Annotated in this window: 13 protein-coding genes; 11 read left to right on the top strand and 2 right to left on the bottom strand. The window is 38.7% G+C overall.

The genetic code is table 11. The features are described 5' to 3' along the window. Positions 1–143 precede the first annotated feature (143 nt). From JST56_02230 to JST56_02200, 7 genes are all read left to right on the top strand, one after another. Positions 144–1,376 (top strand): hypothetical protein, encoded by a 1,233-nt coding sequence (locus JST56_02230; protein ID MBS1987787.1) that lies wholly within the window; start codon positions 144–146, stop codon positions 1,374–1,376. Between the two features lie 373 nt (positions 1,377–1,749). Then, a complete protein-coding gene (gene secA / locus JST56_02225) occupies positions 1,750–4,299 on the top strand; it encodes a preprotein translocase subunit SecA (GenBank protein MBS1987786.1) in 2,550 nt (849 codons plus the stop codon). A 1-nt stretch (position 4,300) separates the two neighbouring features. After that, positions 4,301–5,605 carry an FAD-dependent oxidoreductase gene (locus tag JST56_02220; GenBank protein MBS1987785.1) on the top strand — a complete coding sequence of 435 codons (1,305 nt, stop codon included), beginning with the start codon at positions 4,301–4,303 and terminating at the stop codon, positions 5,603–5,605. A 117-nt stretch (positions 5,606–5,722) separates the two neighbouring features. Beyond that, positions 5,723–6,352, top strand: a complete 630-nt coding sequence (locus tag JST56_02215) for a PQ-loop repeat-containing protein (protein ID MBS1987784.1) — start codon at positions 5,723–5,725, stop codon at positions 6,350–6,352. A gap of 122 nt (positions 6,353–6,474) precedes the next feature. Beyond that, positions 6,475–7,098, top strand: coding sequence for a hypothetical protein (locus JST56_02210; GenBank protein ID MBS1987783.1), 624 nt, complete (start codon positions 6,475–6,477; stop codon positions 7,096–7,098). An 84-nt stretch (positions 7,099–7,182) separates the two neighbouring features. Continuing rightward, positions 7,183–8,334: a DNA double-strand break repair nuclease NurA gene (locus tag JST56_02205; GenBank protein MBS1987782.1), complete on the top strand. Its 1,152-nt coding sequence runs from the start codon at positions 7,183–7,185 to the stop codon at positions 8,332–8,334. Positions 8,335–8,494: 160 nt separating this feature from the next. Further along, complete coding sequence (locus JST56_02200; GenBank protein MBS1987781.1) at positions 8,495–9,697, top strand: hypothetical protein; 1,203 nt, start codon at positions 8,495–8,497, stop codon at positions 9,695–9,697. Positions 9,698–9,997: 300 nt separating this feature from the next. Here JST56_02200 and JST56_02195 read toward each other — a convergent pair whose 3' ends face one another. Continuing rightward, positions 9,998–10,963, bottom strand: a complete 966-nt coding sequence (locus JST56_02195) for a hypothetical protein (GenBank protein ID MBS1987780.1) — start codon at positions 10,961–10,963, stop codon at positions 9,998–10,000. Between the two features lie 559 nt (positions 10,964–11,522). Here JST56_02195 and JST56_02190 point away from each other — a divergent pair. The 3 genes from JST56_02190 to JST56_02180 all read left to right on the top strand — a co-directional run bounded on the left by JST56_02190 (position 11,523) and on the right by JST56_02180 (position 15,479). Then, positions 11,523–13,442 (top strand): ABC-F family ATP-binding cassette domain-containing protein, encoded by a 1,920-nt coding sequence (locus JST56_02190; protein MBS1987779.1) that lies wholly within the window; start codon positions 11,523–11,525, stop codon positions 13,440–13,442. A gap of 179 nt (positions 13,443–13,621) precedes the next feature. Next, the gene (locus tag JST56_02185) at positions 13,622–14,431 is read left to right on the top strand and encodes a hypothetical protein (protein MBS1987778.1); all 810 of its coding nucleotides are present in this window, start codon (positions 13,622–13,624) and stop codon (positions 14,429–14,431) included. A 91-nt stretch (positions 14,432–14,522) separates the two neighbouring features. After that, entirely contained in the window at positions 14,523–15,479 is a 957-nt protein-coding gene (locus JST56_02180; protein MBS1987777.1) for a hypothetical protein, read from the top strand. Here the strand turns inward: JST56_02180 and ychF are convergent. After that, the gene (ychF, locus tag JST56_02175) at positions 15,453–16,577 is read right to left on the bottom strand and encodes a redox-regulated ATPase YchF (protein ID MBS1987776.1); all 1,125 of its coding nucleotides are present in this window, start codon (positions 16,575–16,577) and stop codon (positions 15,453–15,455) included. The genes JST56_02180 and ychF overlap by 27 nt on opposite strands. Positions 16,578–16,751: 174 nt before the next feature. Here ychF and JST56_02170 point away from each other — a divergent pair. Continuing rightward, a partial coding sequence (locus JST56_02170) for a hypothetical protein (GenBank protein MBS1987775.1) occupies positions 16,752–17,317 on the top strand: 566 nt, incomplete at its 3' end.

Here is a 17,317-nt window from a genome sequence, read left to right as displayed (position 1 = left end):
TTACGCTTCCCTTTTTTTGAGGTTGTGATTATCCTCCAGGAAAGCATATTTCAAATTGTCGAGTTCGCGTTTTTTAGTATTAGGTTGAAATTTAAGAACTAAGAATTAGTCCTGCTATTTTAACGAGAAAAGGTTTTAGCATCATGCAAACAAATCTACAAAAGGCGCACCCTTTACTTTATTTAACAGCGTTTCTTTGTTTTTGTTTTCTCGTAAGCGCTATTAAGGCTCAACCAACTATCGAATTCTCTCATCAAGATATTCATTTTGATGGTCATTATTTCCATCCTGGCAATAATCTCAGATCATTAGAATTATTTGAAGGATGCGGTGGAATTGAATTTATTTCAGCTACTGGCCTTGCCCCAGCAAGAAACTATTCAGTAGAGTTTGGATCATGCAATCGATTAGGCGATAATTACTTAGACAGAGAAATTGCTGTAAAACAGACATCGCAGGGGCGTATTACAGTAATAGGCTCTGATAACGGAGTTGTTAGAGTCTTAGTCAATGATGCTATACACTCTGCAAGCATAGTTCATGATAATTTATTTGATGAAAATATTAACCCCCCTCATTTAATTAGAAAGATAGCAATACTTGAAACGTCAAGTGGAATTTTGATTATTTCAGGATCTAGGGATAGAACAGCAAAAATTTCAAAGCTTAATGGTGAATGCCTTGCTACGCTATATCATGATGATGAAGTTTTATCGGTTGCAGCCCTTGAATCATCACAGGGAAGTATTATCATTACAGGATCTGGTGATAGGACAGCAAAAATTTGGAATCTTGACGGCGAATGTCTTGCTACATTTAAATGTGATGAAGGTGCTGTTCTAAATATCATTCCTTTTGAAGTTTCAAATAAAATTATTATTATTACGCATCTTGCAGGAAGAAAAGCAAAAATTTGGAGTAGTAATGGTCAATGCCTGGCAACACTAGAGCATGGTCAAGAATGGATACGATCAGTTGCTGCAATTCAAAGATTAGATGAAATTTTGGTTGTTACTGGGGGTGATGACGGCACAGCCAAACTTTGGGCCTCCAACGGGGAATGCCTTGCCTCATTTGTTCATGATATTTTGAGACCTAATTGCAGAATCGATTCAGTTTCTCTTTTTGCTAAAAGAGGAGATATTTATCTAATAACAGGAGCAACCAACGGCTTAGCAAAATGTTGGACTTTAGAAGGAAGAAATATTTTCTCATTACCGCATAATGATCCAATTCAATTGATTAAAGTATTGGAGTTATCCAACCAAGATACTATCATTGCTACCGCATCGCTTAACGGTAGAATAATAGTTTGGTTACCAATAGATTTATGGCAACAAGAGTTTATAACCAAGCTAAGTCCTATCATTATTTGATGTAGAGTTCTCATTAAACTATCGATTTCTCTAAGAACTCATACGAAAATTCCCGACATAGCAAAAATCCTGTAAGAACAAGCAAATTGACGCAGTGTAAAAAAAGGCGATTGTCGTCTGGTCCAGCGAATGTCGATTGATTGAAAATTATTAAGCCAGCCAATCGATGGTTCAATAATTCATCTACTTTTTCCAAATTTCTAAACTTGCCGTATTTTTAATTATTGATTTATCAAAATATACAGTATTTGGTCTTGGTTATACTTTGTGATATAGTATAGAAACAAAATTTTATGTTTTGCCGATCAAACGCTTACAGGACGTTCTTCAATTGCATAATGATTGTGTGCAACGTCCACTGTTGGGATAAATCATGATATCAAGAATTCTTGCTAAAATTTTCGGAACGCAAAATGAGCGCGAGCTTAAACGTTTGCAACCTCTTATTCAATACATCAATGACTTTGAGCCTGCAATTCAGGCTCTCTCTGACGATGCACTCAGAAATAAAACTGCTGAGTTTCGAGAGCGACTTGCTCGTGGGCAGACATTAGATGATCTGCTTGCAGAGGCTTTTGCAGTTGCGCGTGAAGCAGGCAAGCGTACGCTTGGAATGCGCCACTTCGATGTTCAGCTCGTTGGTGGAATGGTGTTGCATAAGGGTAACATTGCAGAAATGAAAACTGGAGAGGGTAAAACCTTTATGGCAACATTGCCTTTGTACCTCAACGCACTTGAGGGTAAAGGTGCTCATCTTGTCACCGTTAACGACTACTTGGCTCGTCGCGATGCTGAGTGGATGACTCCGTTATATAATTTCCTCGGCCTTGAAGTTGGAATCATTCAAAATCATTTAGGTGATGAAGGTCGCAAAAAGGCGTATGGTGCTGATATCACCTACGGAACTAATAACGAATACGGCTTTGACTACCTGCGCGACAACATGAAATTTGATTTGGAAGATTATGTTCAGCGTGAATTGAACTTTGCTATTGTTGACGAAGTTGATTCTATTCTCATTGACGAAGCGCGAACTCCGCTTATTATTTCTGGAGCAAGCGAAAAAGGAAGCAAGCTCTACCAGGTAGCAGATCAAGCGGTTCGTCGCCTTTCAAAAGAAGATTATGAACTTGATGAAAAAGAGCGATCGGTTAATTTAACTGAGTCTGGAACCGATCGAGTTGAGCAACTTTTAAATCTTGAAAATTTATACGCCCCTGAAAATATCATGGCGTTACATCACATTACTCAGGCACTTCGTGCTCACGTTTTGTTCAAGCGTGATGTTGACTATGTTGTCAGCGAAGAAGATGAAGTTTTGATTGTTGACGAATTTACTGGCCGTATTTTGCCTGGCCGTCGCTACAGCGATGGATTGCATCAAGCACTTGAAGCAAAAGAAGGTGTTCGAGTTGAGCGTGAAAATCAAACGCTTGCAACAATTACTCTGCAGAACTATTTTAGGCTTTACAATAAACTTGCTGGTATGACCGGTACAGCGGAAACTGAAGCTGGAGAATTTCACAAGATTTATAAGCTTGGCGTGATTGTTGTTCCAACAAATAAACCAATGGTTCGTGAAGATGGTGCGGATATTGTTTTCTTGAGCAGAGATGACAAATATGCGGCGGTGATTGAAGATATTAAAGATTGCCATAAGCGTGGTCAGCCCGTTCTGGTTGGTACCATCTCAATTGAAGCATCCGAATATTTAAGTCATCTGCTGACACGCGACGGAATTCCTCACAATGTTTTGAACGCAAAGCAGCATGATCGTGAAGCCGAGATTGTTAAAGAGGCTGGTGAGCGTGGAAAAGTAACCATTGCAACCAACATGGCAGGCCGAGGAACCGACATTAAGCTTGGTGAAGGTATTCAAAGTGTTGGTGGTTTGCGCATTATTGGTACCGAGCGTCATGAAAGCAGACGTATCGACAATCAGCTACGTGGTCGATCTGGTCGTCAAGGTGACCCTGGATCGTCTAAGTTTTATATCTCTCTTGAAGATGATTTAATGCGTATATTTGGTGGACCTCGACTCAAGGCAACAATGGAGCGCTTGGGCATGAAGCCGGGTGAAAGCATTGAGCATCGCATGGTGAGCCGTAGCATTGAAAAGGCTCAAGAAAAGGTTGAGCTGCATAATTTTGATATCCGTAAGCATTTGCTTGAATATGATGACGTACTGAACCAACAACGAATGGTTGTGTATCGCTATCGCCGTGAAATTCTTGATGGTGCTGATCAAACCAAAGAGCTCATTCGCGAGATGATTGGTGAAGTTATGCACGGTATTTTTGCAGCGCATAGCAAAGGTGCTGTGTGTGATCAAGAAGCGGTTATTCAAATTATCGAATCAATTGCTAAACTTACAGGTCTTCCAAAAGAGTTACTCGAAAAGCCTGAGTTTTTGGCTGAACGAAATAGCAGCGTGCTTGAAACAGCAATAACTGAATTCTTGGTATATGAGTATGATCAGTTTAGAGCAACCGTTGATCCTGAGACTGTTGAGCAAGCTGAAAAATGGACGCTCCTTGAAACCGTTGATCAGGCTTGGAAGATACACCTGCTTAACATTGATGAAATTAAAGAAGGCATAGGCCTGCGCGGTTATGGACAAAAAAATCCATTGATCGAATATAAAAAAGAGTCATTCGCGATCTTTGAAGATATGATGAACCAAATTAAGTGGGATATTGTCAGTCGCATTTTTAGAATGAGACCTGATGACTTCTCCTCTTCTGCAATTCAGCATATTGAGCATACACGCGAAAAAGAGCTTGATGCAATTCAAATTGGTGGCGATGGAACAGAAGATGCCGATGCTAAAACGATTAAACGATCGGCCCCAAAAGTTGGTCGTAACGATGCGTGTCCGTGCGGATCGGGTAAAAAGTATAAGCAGTGCCACGGTAAAGAGTAATATGAGTTCTGCCTGGCAGGTGCTGTCCTTGTTTATGCTGACCGCCATGTCCTTTGTCTCTTGTAAAAAAAAATCTGTAGAAAGCGCTAACGCACCTCTGGTTATCGTTGGCGCTTCTGCAGCTGGTGTTGCTGCAGTTAAAGATTTACTTGAGCGTAACTACTCAGGAGAAGTTGTTTGGATTGCTGATCAGCACGAAGATCCATATTCGAAAACCAAAATCCCTTACCTTCTTGAAGGTTCTAAAACTCTGGATGAGATTTCTATTTTTGATATGAAAAGTCTGCCTTCCAACGTGACGCCAATGTTTGGCAAGCGTGTGGTGCAGATTAAGCCAGATGAGCATGTTATTGAATTGAACGATGGCCAATCTATCTCTTATCAAAGGCTCTTGATTGCAATCGGTTTGCAATACCAAATTCCGTCAGCGTTTGCCGCTCAAAAGATTAATGGGATTTTTATGTTTGGTCGGGCTTCCGATATTCAGGCCATTGAGGCATATCTGCAAGAACATGAAGTTAAAAATGCTGTTGTTGTTGGATTTGGTCTTACCGGGGCTGATACTATCGATGGCCTTGTTCAAAGAGGTATTAAGGTAGGTATTGTGCAACGAAGTAAACGTTTACTTGATCGATACGTTAATGACGAAGCTGAAAAAATTATTCGTGATGATCTTGATGAAAATGGGGTACAGATTCATGCACCTTCAACGATTAAATCAATTATCTCTGATACAGATGGTTACGTTCAAAGCATTGTTTTAAGCAACGGGAATCAGCTTGCGTGTGATATGATCATTTTCACAACAGGGCTTGTTCTTCAAGAGAAATTGCTCAGTGACGCAGGCATAAAAATTCAAGATGATGGCATTGTGGTTAATCAATCAATGCAAACCAGCAACCCAGACATTTTTGCGGCTGGAGATTGTGCGTTGATTACCGATCTTGTCACTGGAAAATTACGTCGCAGCGCAAAGTGGCCCGAGGCTGAAGCTCAGGGAGCTGTTGCAGCACAGAATATGTGCGGAGCAAATGCAATTTATAAGGGCTCTCCATTTATATTTGGGGTACGATTTTTAGATACATTAGCGATGAGCTGTGGACCTATTGGCCAAAGCGACTCTGAAAATTTCCAAAAAGTTATCAAACGTACAGATAAGAGCTACTCATTGCTCTTACTTGAAAAAAATATTCTTAAAGGCTTTTTGCTCGTGAATCCAAAAGATCGAGGTATTGTTCAAAAGCTTCGTCAGTTGATTGAAGATCACACTGTAGTAACTGTAAAAGAACTTGAAGATCTTTTATAAAATAGTACAAGCAAATGTTTTTTATAAGGTTGTTAAAGCTATTTTTGATAGATCATATTTCTTGTGGTATACCATTCATGTAATGAGATCAATATAAAACAACAGGAGATTAATCGTATGGATATAACAGCTCTGTGGCATAACTTGCTTGTACTTTCTCAATGTCTTTATATGACATGTTTACTTCCTCAAGTTGTAACCAATTATAAAGTAAAGTCAGGTACGGGGCTGAGTGATCTTTTCGCGATTGGTTATTTAAATGGTCATTTCGCACAGCTTTTTTATGTCTTTTGTTTGAACTTGCCCATGGGGTATAAAATTTTTGTACCGGTTCAATTTTTAATTGTTTTAGTACTTATTTTTCAGCGTCTTTACTATGATCGTTTTGCCAACAAAGCTTTAACACTTTTTTATGCTATAAACATTGCTTGCGCAATTGCACTTATTCCGGTTGCATGTCGGGTTCCTCTATTGTGTGGAACAGCTAATGGTTGGCTTTCACTTATTATTTTTAGTCTCAGCCAAATTCCACAAATTTATAAATTGTATACAACTCGAAGTGTGCAAGGTTTTAGCATGATGTTTGTGGTTGTCATGGGATGTGGAAGTGTACTTGAGCTTCTCGGATCAATATTTTTAGGCTTGCCTATTCAAACTATTTTTAACGCTGTTCGTAATACGTCATTTGTTGCAGCTTGTTTGGGAGCATTTTACCTCTATAATCGCTCCAGTAATGTAATAAAATAATCAAAAAACATAATGAGCAGCTCTTAAGGCAGCTCGCTTGAAATTCTTGATCTATCAACTGATATTGTGCTTTGATGGATGTAGCAAAGTTCACGGTCGCATTCTAAGGGGGGAGGGGGATCATGAAGAACTACATTCGTCAATGGATCATTGCAATTCTATGTCTTTTGGGATCATGTACAACGGTGCGGGGGATGGCATACGATCCATTATTCATTTTGGCAATGGCGATAGCAGAAAACAATGAACAGCCGGAGATACGTACTGGTACGTATCGGGCACGTGAGGTTTTTGCAGCATTTAAGGAATTGGCAGCAGAGCAGCGCAAAGCTATTCGTGCTCTTGAGGATTGGGCATATACTTATTCATTCATTTTTTTTGGCCCGATTGAGGGTTTTGAATATATTCCATTGGCAAGAGATAGTGATAAGTCGATGAGCCTTCAGGAAATTTTTATGCGCATAGGTACTTGGGAAACCTGGGAGACTATTATTGATGAGAAGTTTGAAGGTGCAGATGCTCAAATTAAATCTCAATTAATTGAATTTCTTAAGCCGCTTTTCGAAAAAATAGTTGGAGATTTCCCAACGAATCATGCAACGCGTTCCAAAATTAAAGAGCAGATAGCAATTGAGAATTTAGAAGAGGATATATTTTCAGACGGATTTGCATTTATGCGCGTAATTGATCAGTTTGTTGCAGCTGCTGGAAAAATTCTTGTTTCGAGTAATTGTATCATTTTGTAGAGGGTGGGCACTCGATGAATAAAAATTGTCTGATATACTGCACCTACGTTTAAAAAAAATTATTTTCTACTGGTTTGTAAAAATATGCTTGATCGTTCTGCTCTTGCGCGCGAAATTAATGACTTATCGGAAAAGCTTTTTACGTCACAAGCTTTTCCAGATCTTATGTCTGAAGAAGAGTGGAATAAGCTTGTGACCCACCAACTTTTTTTAGCAACAATTGATGAAGCTCGTGATTCGCAAAATCTTGTTTCATGGATAGGGAGCTTGGCCGATGCCTACCCAATTGAGCCATTACAGCAAGATTACGCAGTACTTGCAGTTGATGGATCACAGGTTTACCCCGATAAACATATTGTTGGAGTTGGGTGTTATCTCCTCAATGCTGGTGGCTGCTTGCTCAAGTATGGCTCGCCAAGCAAAGCGACTTTGTTTTCGCATCCACGGGTCTGTGTAGCTGAGGATGATGAAGATGAACAGGCTTTTGCACCGGAATTAGTCGACCTCAAAAGAGAAGCGTACGAATTTGAAGTGTTGCTTGAACGAGCACTTTTGTGGAGGTTAGATAATCCAGATAAACCGCTTGTCTGCTTGATTGATGGAAGCATTGTCTTTTGGCATCTAGAAAGCAAATCGCCCGATTTACGCAATAAATTTTTAAGCATTTATCTGGACTTTTTAAGCTCATGCAAAGAGCATGAGATCATTATTGCTGGTTATTTGAGTCTGCCTAAAAACAAAGAGTTGGTGCATTTGGTTCAAACAGGTTTGTGTTCGTATGAAGCCTTTGCAGCTTCAGGGCTTGTTGATTTGCAAAAAAAATATTGCCCGGATCTGGGCAAGCTCACCGATACTCAGTTGGTACAAAGTTTCTTGCCTGAAGGTGCTCGAACAACATTGATTGCCAGCTGCGCTAACATTGTTCAAGCTTATCCAGCAGTACTTAAGCCATACTTTTTCTATCTAGACGTTGGCCAAGAGGTTGCGCGTGTTGAGATTCCTGCTTGGATTGCCGAGCAGCCCGAGCTTGTTAACTTAATTGCCCAGGTTTGTTTAGACCAAAGTATTAAAGGGCAGGGCTACCCCGTTGCACTTGCAGAGTCTCATGAACAAGCGGTGATCAAGGGCCCTGACCGCGATTTCTTTTATCATCTCATCTGCAAAATTGGCATCGAGCAGAGTAGGCGCATTATGCTTTCGCAAAAGAGCCTTAAAAAGCGCTCCATGGCGGTGTGAAATTAATTCCTTAACTCTAATTAAGAATTATCTAAAGCTGTATAAGAAAATAAAGTTTATGTAACCACTTGAGCCTATTCAAGGGGATTCCGTTTGTGCCTTTATGGGGATTGGGTATAATTATGATTGTAAGAACTATATTTACTTTTGGGAGTTATCAATGTTGTATCAAACTATTTTGAGCGTTTCATTATTTGCTTTTTGCTGTAGCAATTCAGTTTTTGCTGAATCAAAACAGGTCGAATTAATCTCAGTTGAAACGCCTGAACAACATCAAAATGGTGACGCCAATATCCCGCAGCTTTCAGAGCACGAGCTTAAAGAATCTATAAAAAAATTTCTAAGAATCCTTGTTCCAATTTTTGAAAATAACTGTGCTCTTACGATTCAAAGATATAATCTCTGGATGCATAAAAATCCAGAACTATTGCAAGAAGCGCATCAAAAATATTGCTTAATGAGCTTATGGAGAGAGGGAATGAGGAGCCTTCTTGGAGATATCGGTCAAAACCCTGAATTTGTTCAGTTAATCAGTACGCTTCTTGCTCAAACCGGTAATAAAGAACTGGAGTATTGGAAAAATGATTGGAATCATAATATCGGCCGGGCTTATCGTTTGGTAGAAACAGGGAGTGACCAAGAAGACTTTCTTCAACTTACAATGCTTTTAGAGATCGGGTTATCCCCGGAGCAGGCTTTTCAAGCGAAATTTGGGTGTAGATTAATTGTTCTATTTTGTGATTTGCAGGAAATTTTTGAGGAAGACGAACTTTGTGCCAACGATTACATTCCTGAACAATTTATGCGAGCGGTTCTTCCACTCAATTTGCTTGAAGTATTAAGAGATCTTGATAATAATGTGGCTCGAAAAGGATCTTGTCAAAAAGATTCTTCTATTGATTTACAACGAGCAAAAGACTTTTTAAGAGCCTACAAAGAGGCTCTTGATGAAGCAGCTCTGCTTGTAGCAACGGAGGTTTTCAAAAAGATGAGTGTTGACGAGCAACCCAAAGAACTTACAGCAGAAATTTTTATGGACATTGTTTTTTCAAAAGCTGATGAGGTTTTGAAAAGAAATAACACAAAGCTTATGAGTCTGAGCGCTGAATTGTTGCCAAGAACTCAAAATTGCATACATATGGCTCTATTAAGATCTCGAGAAGATTATTATGTTCAAGACCTCGTATTTCAATCGGCGCTCGCGTCTAAGCAACCATTAGAGATGTGCAAAATTGTTTTGTACTCCGATTACCTTCTTTTGCTTAGTAATATTGCTTATGAGTATTCACTTGAATCTCATGATGTTTCTGAGGATATTAAGCATTGCTTTGTAACAGCGTCATCTTTTACTGCTTCTGCCTAGGCTAGAAGCAGCTATTAGTTACCAGGTCACATGAGATTGTTTTATCATCTCATCTGCAAAATTGGCATTGAGCAGAGCCGGCGCATTATGCTTTCGCAAAAGAGCCTTAAAAAGCGCTCCATGGCTGTGTGAAGTTTGGATTGCATAGAGGCCGAACGGGTTTCTCGCAATCCTTGATTAAATTATTCGAGCTCAAAGCGTCGATTGGCTGGCTTAATCATTTTCGATCAATCCGTACTTTGTTGGGCAACCCGCTAATCATTGTTCTGAGCACTAAGCCAATTTGCTTGTTCTTATAGTCTATGGCAGTTGTTTTTTTAAATTATTTAAGCCATCTCGTAAGGCCGAAAGTTTTTTATTGAGACTTTCAAGCTGCGTTTTAAGATGAATGAGTTTGTATTTTAATGAATTTTTGGCAACAGCTTGTTTAAGAATTTCTTTTATTTCACCTTCAGCCATATCAAGGGGGGTTTTACCTGCATTGTTTGTTGCATAAATATCGATGTCTTTTGCCTTAAGCAGTTCCTGAACGATAAACTTATCTCGAATACCATTATCAGGGTCTACTACTACGTGAAGAGGCGTATCCCCCAAGTTATTTTTTGCGTTAATATTGATATTTTTCGTTGCTACAAGTGTTTTTATTGTTTCTGCGAAATCACCTTCTTCGCCGTTCCATCCACTAAAAAATATTACATCATGAAGAACGGTATTTCCCTCTTCGTCTGCTGCATTAACATCAACTTTGCCTGTTTTCAGAAGAGCATCTATAACATTTATGGCCTTATTACAAGCTGCCCATCGCAGTAAAGTTCTATTATCGTCAGGAAGAACTGGATTGACATCATTGATTTTACCTGATTTCAAGAGCGCTATTATCATATCAGATCGAGTTTCTAGTTCTATAGATTTATTATGAAAAAAATAATTATAGGCTACTGCAATCAGTGGAGATACTTGTTTTTCAGTATTAACGGTATCGAAAACTTTGATCGGTGCATTAACATCAATTTTTTCTGATTTCAAAAGTTCTTTGAGGATTTCTACACGGTTTTGATCAAGATTGCCGTGCAGAGAAATATCTGTTAGTACCAGTGCAAGCGGGGTTTTCTTGTCGTCAAACACTTTATTGATATCATCAGGATTCTCTTTCATCGCTTTTTCTACGATTTTTACATCTCCATTTAGTATTGCGTAATCAAGATCGACAGCCTGAATACTCCACGAGCACGTTATCATTATTAAAGTGAAAAATAAAATATTCATTGTTCTCCTGTTATTTTGAATCGGTAGAAGCAACTCAGCAAAAAAAGTGCAACTAATAAAAAGTTTAAAATTTTTACGTTTCCCTCTTACTTTTTTTTCATCTGAATTGAGTAGGATTGTTATCAGGCATAAGTTATCGTTCAGGTTATATCTGTTTAATCTATTAGCGCAATGTTTTTGAAAATGTTGCTTAAGAGGGCAAGTGGAGGTTGACTTTGAGTTATTTTGCCAAGCTGAATATGTTTTTAAATTACATAAAGACAGCTTTTTTAAGCCAATTTTGCGTTACAATCTCTTTTTTGGTATGATTGTTCTTGATATAGATACTAAATCTGGAGCTGCTTTTTATGATTATTTTTCTTGAAATTGTTATCGACCCAAAAATCATTATCACCCATTAGCGACTCATATCAGCTATTTTTTGCTTGAATGAGGGGGCTATCCTCTGTTTTTTCAAAAAAATTTATAAAAAAGTTATTTTTCTCTAGGAAAATTTTTTACACGAGGTTCGTCTTTTTAGATGACAGCCTAAAAAAATTTAAAATTTAAGGATTTAAGTATGATTTTTGGTAATAATGTAACACTTCATTACGGTGATCGAGATTTATTTGATCATATCTCATTTTCGTGGGATCAAAACGATAAAATTGGTTTGATTGGTCGCAATGGAGCCGGCAAGTCAACGCTTTTAAAAGCAATCGCCGGTCTGATACAGCTTGATGAAGGGACTATCAGCATCGAGCGCGGTAAGCGCTTTGCATACCTACCACAAGAGGTGGTTCTTGCATCACAAAAAACAGTTCTTGATGAAGCCTACACCGCATTTGCAGAGCTTGTTTCTTTGCGTGATGAGGTAATCTTGCTTGAGGCTCGCATCGATGCCGGTCTTTCAGAGCATGAAGCGCATGACGTTCTTGAACGTTATGCTTATATCCAAGAGCAATTACAAAATTATGATCCAGATAATTTGATGGTTGAAGTAAAAAAAGTACTCACTGGTTTGGGATTTACTCCTGAAAAAATGCAGGATTCTGTTGACTCACTGAGCGTTGGTTGGAAAATGCGTTTGGTTTTGGCCAAGCTTTTACTTTCCAAAGCAGATTTTTACCTCTTTGACGAACCAACTAACCACTTGGATATTATTGCTAAAGACTGGTTTGTCAGCTTTTTAAAAGAATCAAAGTCGGGCTTTGTGTTGGTTTCTCACGATCGGTACTTTCTTGATAACGTTTGTGATTACATGTATGAACTTGATCGCGGTCAAGGCAAAACATATTACGGAAACTATGCCGCATATGAAACGCAGAAGGCTGAAGCTAAAGAGCAGATAGAAAAAGCGTATGCACAGCAGCAGCGTGAAATTAAGCAAAAAAAAGAGACGATAGAACGATTTAAAGCTAAAGCATCCAAGGCGGGCATGGCTCAGTCGATGATGAAGCAGCTTGATAAAATTGAGCTGATTGAACCTGTTGCAAAACCTCCTTCTGTTATGCTCAACTTTTCTCACGTACAGCGTGCGGGCAAAATAGTGCTTACGGTTAAAGATCTTTCTAAGGTTTTTAATGGACATACTATTTTCAAAAATGCTTCATTTGAGATTCCTCGTGATGAAAAAGTTGCACTTGTTGCGGCAAATGGTGTTGGTAAGTCGACGCTCTTTAATCTGATTTGTGGTCGATATCCCCTTGAAACAGGTTCCGTAACATTGGGCCATAACGTTACACCCGCATTATTTGAGCAGGACCAAGATAAGGTACTTAAGCACAACAAAACGGTTTTAGAAGAGGCCGAAGATGCTGCTACTACTCCAACAGCCCGTCAACGGGTACGTGGTTTCTTGGGAGCATTCTTGTTTCCAGGTGACGACGTAAAGAAAAAGATCGGGATGCTCAGTGGTGGTGAAAAAAATCGAGTAGCAATGGTTAAGGTTCTTCTTGCTGATGCTAATCTCTTGATCCTTGACGAACCAACTAACCACTTAGACCTTGATTCAAAAGATATTTTGCTCAAGGCGCTTAAGCAGTTTTCCGGAACAATCTTATTTGTTTCTCACGATCGCTCATTTTTAAATGATCTTGCTACGGTTATTATTGAGTTGACTCCAACGGGTACTCACACCTATCAGGGGAACTACGATGAGTATCTCTATCGTAAGCAAATGATAGCGGGGGCTCAAGACGCGTCTTCCGCTACTCCTGGAAAAGCTTCTCAGCAGGAGCAGAAAAAAGTTGTTCAGCAAGCAGCCCCGATAAATAACAGTAAAGAAGCGTATGAACTTCGAAAAAAAATCAGTAACGTTACTAAAAAAATAGAACGTCAGGATGCTGAATTTGCAGATCTTGCAAGCAAGCTTGGATTTTATGAATATGGGTCAGAGCAGTACAATAAGTTGCTTGACCAACAGCGTAAAGTACAAGAAGAAAAAGCTAAAGCAGAGCGAACTTGGGAAGAGTTGCAAGCTCAGCTTGATCGGTTATAACATTTATAGTCGTTGAGAATCATTTTCATACCATCTTTTAATTTTATAATTAACAATAAAATGAAAAAGCGCCCGCCTAAAAACGGGCGCTTTTTCATTTTATTGCATACAGATGGGGAAGTCTTTATAGTTTTTCCCTAATAGGCTTATAGCATGGTTAATATGAAAGAGAGGGGTTAATGAAGCGGCTTGTGTTAATTGTTTTGTGCAATATTTTGATTATCAATGTATTGTTGTCTCACTTAAAAAATACAAGCGTTATCTCTGCTATGAATTTGAATGAAGCTTTACTAGAAAATGAATTGCAAACTCCAGAAGCTCAAGAAATTAACTTCCTTATCAATGTAAAAACACTCTGCACATTGACCTGTTTTATGGCTCTTCGGTATTCACTCGAGGGTTGTTATCTACGATTTGACCCTTATCTAAATAATCGTCAGCATCCTTGCCTGTATAGCTTACTTCAAGCGATAGATATACTTGACCTGAAATTATACAAAAAATCATATGACCAACCCTGCTATAGTGTTGTTTTGTATGAAGCGTATCTTGTCCTGAATTATATTGCTCACCAGCAACCTCTGATGATTACTCATCTGGACCAAGTTTACGAGGCGATTATTTCAGATATTGGGCATCTGTATGAAAATAAAAATGATGCAGAGCTGGTTATCATTTCTTATGAACGATTGATTTTACTGTTTCAAGCAATTAAAGCATATTTGTTTGCATGCTTGCCTATGATGGTAACTTCTCGTACTTCTCTTGAGCAAGAAAGCCTGTGTGTAAACATCATAGCCTGTGAGTTGGCAGCAGAGCGATTTACAGGGTTTGAGCACGAACATTTTCGGCGTGTTTATAATTTTATTAAAAGTTATTCTCATATTGATTCAGTACAAGAGGTTTTTGAAAATAGCTTTTTGGTTTATAAGCACTATTATATTGAGGCAATGCGAGTTCATGCATGGGATTGTTATCGGTCAAGTTAAAGAGTACTTTTTTATATTTTATTCCTTTAAGCTTTGAGCTCAAGTAATCTAAAACTTTGTAAAAAAAAATATGTTAATAAATAGGAAAATTATGAAAAAATTATTTTGCATATTTATATTGCTTTTGGGTATTGAAGCATCGGAATCAACGTTTGCAATGTTTGATGACTTCCAATTGATTGATTCATTGGGACGAATAAGCCCCGAAGATGATGACTTTAAGTCTTGCGAAGAAGATCATGTAAATGTCGGAGAAGTGGATGTTTGCCCTTATGAAGATCTCTTATTGCATATAAAAACATTAGAAACGCTTACATTTTTTATAGCCTTACAATGTGATCTTAATAGTGCTGAAATAAAAAAACAGGACAACTTTATTGATGTTTTTGGGCAGCCATTTTTGTACGATGTACTTGAAGGTATTGACATGCTTGACGGTGATTTGTATGAATTGTCAGATAGGCCACTGTTAAGCCCTTTTATCTTTATTGGGAAAATGTACATTATTTTAAAACGAATCATTGAATTGTGTGGTATTAAAATTGATCAAATTAGTGATATAATAAATCTAACAGATCTACTGAGTCATCAATCCGATATTCCAAATGCAAGCATAGCAACAGGAGAAACTTGGATCTTCTTTAACGAAGTAAAGAGCATCTTATTGGCTTGTTTAGAGCATGCACATAATTACCCAAATTCTTTTGCTCAAGAAGCTGGAACGTTACGTAGAGAGTCTATTTGTTTTAACACAATTATTCCTCTGGAGATTGAGCGTTCAAACTTTGAATATTTTGAACAAGAAGAATTTAAAAACATGTTTGATTTTATCAAGCAAGCGGCTGGAAAATTAAACAGCGATGCATTATTTCAGGCATCGCTGGTGAGATATACAAATAATTATCGACAGGCAAGAAGAATTTTTTACGAACAAAATAAGCAATTGCAGCCAGGAATAGATGCAATGTTGCAACGGTGTGCTGTTATTTCTACAGAAATAGCAAACCTAAAACAAGAGGCTTTAGACGTTGAATCTGACGTTGAGTAAGTCGCCATCTTGTACGATATATTCTTTGCCTTCGGTACGAATTTTACCAAGTTGCTTAAGTTGTGCTTCACTACCCGCCGCAATAATATCACTGCAGTTATACACTTCTGCGCAAATAAATCCACGTTCAAGGTCTGAGTGAATTTCACCAGCAGCTTGAGGAACTTTTGTGTTACGGGCAATACTCCATGCATGTGCTTCTTTTGGTCCGCAGGTAAAGAAAGTGATAAGGCCAAGATTCGAATAGGCTTTTGCAATAATATTATTCAAACCTTTTTCTGTGATACCAAGTGAGCTCAGCATATCCGCAGTGTCGGCTTCGCTCATTTGAGCAAGTTCAGCTTCAATTTTTGCAGACACTGGAATAACTTTTTCAGCACCAAAGTGTTTAAGAAGAGCTTGGTAGTGAGGGTTTGATTCATATTGTTTGCCGACGTAATCGTCTTCTGAAACATTAGCAATAATTAAGAAATTTTTGCCAGAAAGCAGTGGGATGCCTTGAATGCCATCTTTTTTCGCCTGTTGTACAAGAGCAATTACCCCATTCAAATCACCTTGATCAAGCGATTTGTGTGCATCTTGTAGAAACTTGAGCTCTTGTTCCATCTCTTTGATTTGTTGTGCTGGACCATGTTTATGCTTTTTCATAAGTGCTTCAACGCGTTCTATGCGTTTAGCAACAGATTCCATGTCTTTGAGCATGAGTTCAGCATTGATAACATCAAAGTCACTAATCGGATCTACTTTGTTGTGAACATGGAGAATATCGTCATCTTCAAAGCAGCGTAAAACGTGTAGTACAAGATCCACATCCATGATATGACCTAAAAATTGGTTGCCCAGGCCTTCACCATCTGCGGCGCCCTTAACTAAGCCTGCAATGTCAACAAATGAGACGGCGGTTGGAAGGATTTTTGCAGAGCCAAATATTTTTGCAAGTTGAGTGAGTCGATCGTCTGGAACGTTGGTTATGGCAATATGTGGGTCAATAGTGCAGAACGGGTAATTTTCTGCTGGAATGCTTGACTTGGTTAATGCATTGAATAGTGTTGATTTTCCAACATTTGGGAGCCCTACAAGCCCTGCGCGAATTGCCATAAAACCCTCTTTGTAAAATATGCTTTTTTTAAACGTAATGAGATTTTTAGAATAGCATATTTACCAGCTTTTGACAGGGGGGAATTCAGGATATCTTGATTAAGAAATAAGAGTGTGCAAGCATTAAATGCTACGAAACTATGTCTATGTTTATGAAGATAGGAGAAAGAGTCTATGAAGAGAAGTATTGTTTTGCAGGGTGTTTTATTTTGTGTCCTTGCAGGTTTTTTGCAATATTCAAAGCTTGATTCAACGAGTTTGAATGGTACGTCTGGTATCGTATATCAAAATCAACATTATGTTTTTCGTGATGGGGATATAGCTCAGGGATTTGTACGGTTAAATGGTGGATTTACCATTCTTCCCGGTGCTCAAGTAACGATGGATCTACTTACTTCTGTTTCCAGAGGTATTAACTTACGTGAGACTGGTGAATTGCAACTCGTGAACGATCTTATGCTTAATGAAAGCGTTACCTTTTCTGCTGGAGGGTATCTCAACGGTCGGGGGCATGCGCTCGATTTTAGAGGAACTTTTACCATGCCTCATGCTCAGGTTTTGCACATCGTAAGCGATACCATTATTGATGGTCAAGGCGGAACGCTTCTATTTTCGCCCAATTCGCATCTTTTTGTTGAACAAAATGCAACGCTTACCTTGCGTAATATGGCAATTAATGCCACGCGCAATAACCCCCTGGTTCCAGTTTTGAGATGCGGTGGAAATTCGGCACGCATAGC

The organism is Candidatus Dependentiae bacterium (genome assembly GCA_018266175.1).
Taxonomy (GTDB): domain Bacteria; phylum Babelota; class Babeliae; order Babelales; family RVW-14; genus JAFEAY01.
Note: the sequence above shows the minus strand (reverse complement) of the source record. Positions and strands in the feature narration are given on the sequence as shown.